We start from the raw sequence: 2,005 nt of genomic DNA, 5'->3' as shown, positions 1-2,005 counted from the left end.
CGGGCGGACCGGGGGCGCGGGCCGGCCGCGCGGCGGACGAGGAGGCCCGCACCGTCCGCTCCGGTGCCGGTGTCCTGGAGTCGCCGGCGGCGCACAGCTCCCTGCCGCCCGGCCGGCGGTCCTCACCACCGGCCGGGCGCGTAGTCCTTCATGAAGACGCCGTACAGGTCCTCGCCCGCCTCGCCGCGCACGATGGGGTCGTAGACGCGGGCCGCGCCGTCGACCAGGTCGAGCGGGGCGTGGAAACCGGCGTCGGCGAGGCGCAGCTTGTCGAAGTGGGGGCGCTCGTCGGTGATCCAGCCGGTGTCGACCGAGGTCATCAGGATGCGGTCGGTGTCGAACATCTCCTGTGCGCTGGTCCGCGTCACCATGTTCATGGCCGCCTTGGCGGCGTTGGTGTTGGGGTGGCCGGCGCCCTTGTAACCGCGGTCGAACACCCCTTCCATCGCGGAGACGTTGACGACGTACGCGCGCCCCGCGGACGCCCGGCGCGCGGCCTCGGCCATCGCCGGACGCAACTTGCTGATCAGGATGAACGGCGCCGTGTAGTTGCACAGCTGGGTCTCCAGCAGCTCCACCGGGGAGATCTGCTCGATGGTCTGGACCCAGGTGTTGGTGTCGACGACGTCGGGGAGCAGGCCGCCCGCGTCGATGGCGGTGCCCTCACGGTGCCGGACCACGCTGGCGTTGCCCGCGACCAGGGCCAGGTCGGCCACCTTCTGCGCCTCGAGTCCGCTGACGCCGACCGGCAGCGCGGTCAGTCCGTCGACCGCGCCGGAGTTGAAGGCGCCGATGACGTGGTGGGCGGGCAGCTCACCGGCCGGCAGCGGGGCACCCTCGCCCTCGACGAGCGCGGCGTACGCGGACGGCAGCCGGCGTACGGTCTGGGTGGCGTTGTTGATCAGGATGTCGAGCGGGCCCTGCTCGGCGACCCGGTCGGCCAGCGCGACGGCCTGAGCGGGGTCGCGCAGGTCGATGCCGACGACCTCCAGGCGGTGCATCCACTCCGCGGAGTCGTCCATGGCCTTGAAGCGGCGGATGGCGTCCTTGGGGAAGCGCGTGGTGATCGTGGTGTGGGCGCCGTCGCGCAGCAGCCGCAGCGCGATGTACATGCCGATCTTGGCGCGTCCGCCGGTGAGCAGCGCGCGCTTGCCGGTGAGGTCCGCGCGGGCGTCGCGCCGGGCGCGGTTCTCCGCGGCGCACTTCTGGCAGAGCTGGTGGTAGAAGTAGTCGACCTCGGTGTAGCGGGTCTTGCAGGTGTAGCAGGAGCGGGGGCGCTGGAGTATCCCCGCGATCCTGCCGGGCTCGACGCGGGAGGACGGCAGGATGCCCTCGGTCTCGTCGTCGATGCGCTCGGCGGAGCCGGTGGCGGTGGCCTCGGTGACCGCCTTGTCGTGGGCGGTCTTGGCGGCCCGGCGCTCCTGGCGGCGGCGCTGCTTGACCGTGCGGTAGATGTGCGAGGTGGCCCGGCGGACCAGGATCGCGTCCGGGTGGTCGACGTCGAGTTCGTCGAGTTCCCGCAGCACGTCGAGGCAGACGGCCAGCCGCTCCGGGTCGATGCCGGGCCCGTGCGCCACCGCGTCCATGGCCTCGGGGCCGTCCTGTGTCACCGTCATCGCCGCTGCCGTTTCCCGCTCTGCTTCTCGCGGCGCTCCGTTCGCGCACGCTGTTCGAACGGCGGATTTTACTTCAGCGCCGGGCCTCGGCACCAAACCGGATGCGTCAGTGATCGCAGACGGCGGTCAGCGTCGTCACCTCCTCGGTCAGCGCGCGGGCCAGCCGGTCGAGGTCCGGGACGGCCGCGCCGTCGGCGACCAGCCCGTAGTGGACGCGTCCGCGGTAGGTGGAGACCGCGACCGCGAGGGAGTGGCCGGGGGCCAGCGGCGCGAGCGGGAAGACGGCGCCGAGCGGGTCGCCGCCGAGCCGCAGGCCGAAGCCGGGCAGCGGCACGCTGGTGACCAGGACGTCGAACCAGAGGCGGGCCGCCTGGCCGAGCAGCGGCCCG

At 73.1% G+C, this 2,005-nt stretch carries 2 protein-coding genes; both read right to left on the bottom strand.

What is annotated here, in order from left to right; all coding sequences use genetic code 11:
- Positions 1–122: 122 nt before the first annotated feature.
- Positions 123–1,616, bottom strand: coding sequence for an SDR family NAD(P)-dependent oxidoreductase (locus tag B7767_RS38060; protein ID WP_085575970.1), 1,494 nt, complete (start codon positions 1,614–1,616; stop codon positions 123–125).
- Between the two features lie 106 nt (positions 1,617–1,722).
- Positions 1,723–2,005, bottom strand: a 283-nt coding sequence (locus B7767_RS38055) for a WS/DGAT domain-containing protein (protein WP_143652879.1), incomplete at its 5' end; no start/stop codon positions are given.

The sequence above is a fragment of the Streptomyces sp. 13-12-16 genome (assembly GCF_002114215.1).
In the GTDB taxonomy this organism is placed as follows: domain Bacteria; phylum Actinomycetota; class Actinomycetes; order Streptomycetales; family Streptomycetaceae; genus Streptomyces.
This window is presented reverse-complemented; position numbering and strand designations above follow the sequence as displayed.

Coding starts and splice junctions, on each gene's coding strand:
- B7767_RS38060 (WP_085575970.1), bottom strand. CDS start 1,616: ATGACGGTGACACAGGACGGCCCCGAGGCCATGGACGCGGTGGCGCAC.